This is a genomic window from Pseudomonas palleroniana, from assembly GCF_003031675.1.
Lineage (GTDB): Bacteria > Pseudomonadota > Gammaproteobacteria > Pseudomonadales > Pseudomonadaceae > Aquipseudomonas > Aquipseudomonas palleroniana.
The window spans coordinates 1-3,048 of record NZ_PYWX01000004.1; the positions used below are offsets into that span (position 1 = coordinate 1).

Annotated in this window: 1 protein-coding gene and 1 pseudogene; both read right to left on the bottom strand. The window is 63.3% G+C overall.

Annotation, left to right across the window (positions count from 1 at the left end; translation table 11 throughout):
- Nucleotides 1-1,806: condensation domain-containing protein (locus C9383_RS01200; protein WP_146164700.1), on the bottom strand; the 1,806-nt coding region annotated here is incomplete at its 3' end.
- Nucleotides 1,807-2,145: 339 nt separating this feature from the next.
- Nucleotides 2,146-3,048 (bottom strand): annotated as a pseudogene (locus C9383_RS01205) (non-ribosomal peptide synthetase); the annotation flags it as partial.

The window sequence follows — 3,048 nt, forward strand, 5'->3', positions numbered from 1 at the left end:
CGCCACCCGGTCATCCGGGCGCACGCCCAGGCTCAGCAAGCGATGCGCCACCTGGTTGGCGCGGCGGTTCAAGTCGCCATAGCTCAGGCGCCGGTCTTCAAACAGCACCGCCGTAGCGTCGGGTTCGGCCGCTGCCCGGGCTTCGACCTGCTGGTGGATCAAGGCGCTGTCGGCAAATACGCCATCGTCGCTGTTCCAGTGGTGCAACAAGTGCTGGCGCTCGGCTGTCGGCAGGATGCCCAGGGTTTGCAACGCCGCCTGCGGCGTGTGTTCCAGCGCGGCCACCTGGCTTTCCAGGGCGGCATGCAGATAATCCGCGATCCGCGCCGCGCCGATTCCGGCATCCGCAAGCACCGTGATATGAAAATCTTCACCCAGGTCGTCGAGGTTGACGGTCAGCGGGTAGTTGGTGCGCTCCTCGGCGCCCAGCGCCTGGATGCCGGCCCACGCCGTCTGCGCCTCGGCACTGCCGCCGGTTGCACTGTGGCGGTAGTTGAGCATGGCACTGAACAGCGGCGTCGGCGTCGCCACCGCGCTGCAACGCTGAGCCAGGGCCAGCGAGGCGTGTTCATGCTGGAGCAATGCGGTCAACCGCTGGTGGGTCAGTTTCAGGCCACTGCGCACGCTTTGCTCGCCCACGCTCACACGCAGCGGCAGGGTGTTGATGAACATCCCCAGGGCACGGTCAGAGCCTTCGCCCGCGTGCATCCGGCCCAGCAATACGGTGCCGAACACCACCTCCTGGCGGCCGGAGACTTTACCCAGTACCTGGGCCAGTGCCAGGTGCATCACGCTGGCCGCACTCACCCCCAACTGCCGGGCCTGCACGCGTAGCCGTTGGCTCAAGGCGTTATCCAGCAGGCGATGGCTTTCTTCGATGCCATGACCGTCACCCTGCACGTCCTGCAGACCGAACGGCAGCGTCGGCTCATCGATGTCACTGAGCATCTCGCGAAAGAACGCTTCATGCTGCTGTTCACTGACGCCCAGGCGAGCCTGCGCCACATAGTTGCGATACGGTACCGGCTCGCCCAGATGCTCGGTCTGCCCCAGCAGGAAGGCTTGCATTTCGTGCTGCACCACCTCCATTGCCGTGTGGTCCAGGGCCATATGGTGAAACAACAGCACCGCCACCCAGCGCTGGTTCGGCGAATCCAGCGCGAAGGCCACCCGCATCATCGGCGCCTGACGGATATCCAGGCGGTAGTGACGCGCATCGAAGCGGCTGCGCAACTGGCCCAGCACATCGCCGTCACGTGGGTCCAGATGCAGCTCTTCACTGATCAACGTGGCCTTGCGCAGTACCACTTGCATCGGTTCATCGAGGCTTTCCCAGACCACTGTGGTGCGCAGGATGTCGTGGCGCTTGATCACGTACTGCAACGCCTGGGTGAAGTGCTCCAGCCGCGCACGGCTGTCGAAGGCATACAGCGATTGCAGCAAATAGGGGTCGCCCTGCTCCGCCGTCAAATGGTGGTACAACATGCCTTCCTGCAGCGGCGCCAGCGGGTAGATGTCCTTGACGTTGGCCAGGCCGCCCGGCACGGCGTCGACAATCCGGTCAATGGTTGCCTGGTCCAGGGTCGTCAACGGCAGCATCTGCGGCGTAATGCGGTAGGCCGGGCTCAACCAGTCCCCCCCATTGCGCGCGATCAACTCCAGCAATTGCGCTTTGTGTCCGCGCAAGTGGTCGATCAACCCATCGTCGAGCCCCTCATCGTCGCCCAGGATGACGAGGTCATCCTCTTCACGTTGCAGGTGGATCGCGTGAGTCGAAAGAACTGCCATCAATTCGCTGAAGTGCATGGTGTGACCTGCTTAAGATTCGAAAACAGTGACGAGAAAGTCCGGTTTCAATTGCAACCTGAGCACCCGGCGTCAAACAGCAGCGTGCGGCCCGGCATGGGCTCGACGCTGTCGCCGTCAGGTTCAAAAAGTGATGGGTTGAATGCGTGCCCCAGGGCTTCCCACAGGGCTGGAAAACTAAAACATCCACGGTGAGGTGTATGTCATAGGAAGCAGGGACAACGTAGGGGTGACACGTGACTGTCAAAAACGCGCACGCCCGACAGGCCGGCGCGGTTTAACCGCGTCGGTCTGCCAGGCGTGTGTCGATCAGATCCGACGTTTGCGCTCGAACGTGGGCACGCTCGATTGCGGCACGACCACATGCTCGACCTGCCCCACCGCCGCGGCCATTGCAGCCAGCGTCGGTTGAGCGAGCAACACGCGCAAGTCAGCGTCCATCCCTTGCTTGCGCATCTGCTCGACCAGGCTCACCGCCAACAATGAATGCCCACCCAACTCGAAGAAGTGGTCATGGCGCCCCACCTGCCCGACGTTGAGTACCTTCTCCCACAGTTGCGCCAAGGCAACTTCCGTCGGCCCCTGGGGTGCCTCGTAAACGCGGCTGAGCAACGCCTCCTGGTCCGGTGCCGGCAAGGCCTTGCGGTCGACCTTGCCGTTGCTGGTCAGCGGCAGGCTGTCCAGGCGCACATAGGCCGCCGGCACCATGTACTCCGGCAACTGCGCTTGCAGATAGGCGCGCAGCACTTCGATATCCAGCGCTTCACGTTCGGTGAAGTAGGCCACCAGACGCTTGTGCCCAGGCTCGTCCTGACGGGCGAGTACTACCGCGTCCCTGACCTGCGGGTGCTCACTCAGGCGCGTTTCGATCTCGCCCAGTTCGATACGGAAGCCACGGATCTTCACCTGCTGGTCATTACGCCCCTGATACTGCAAGGTGCCGTCGGCACGCCAGGCCACCAGGTCGCCGGTGCAGTACATCAAGCTATTGACGTTGAACGGGTCGGCGAGGAATTTCTCCGCCGTCAGGTCAGCGCGGTTCAGGTAGCCCAGGGCAACCCCCTGGCCACCGATATACAACTCGCCGGTCACACCGACGGGCACCGGTTGTTGACGGGCATCGAGCACGTAGGCACGGCTGTTGCCCACCGGACGACCAATCGGAATGCTGCCCTCGTCTGCCCGCGTAATCTCATGGGTGGTCGAGAACGTCGTCGCCTCGGTCGGGCCGTAGCCGTTGAG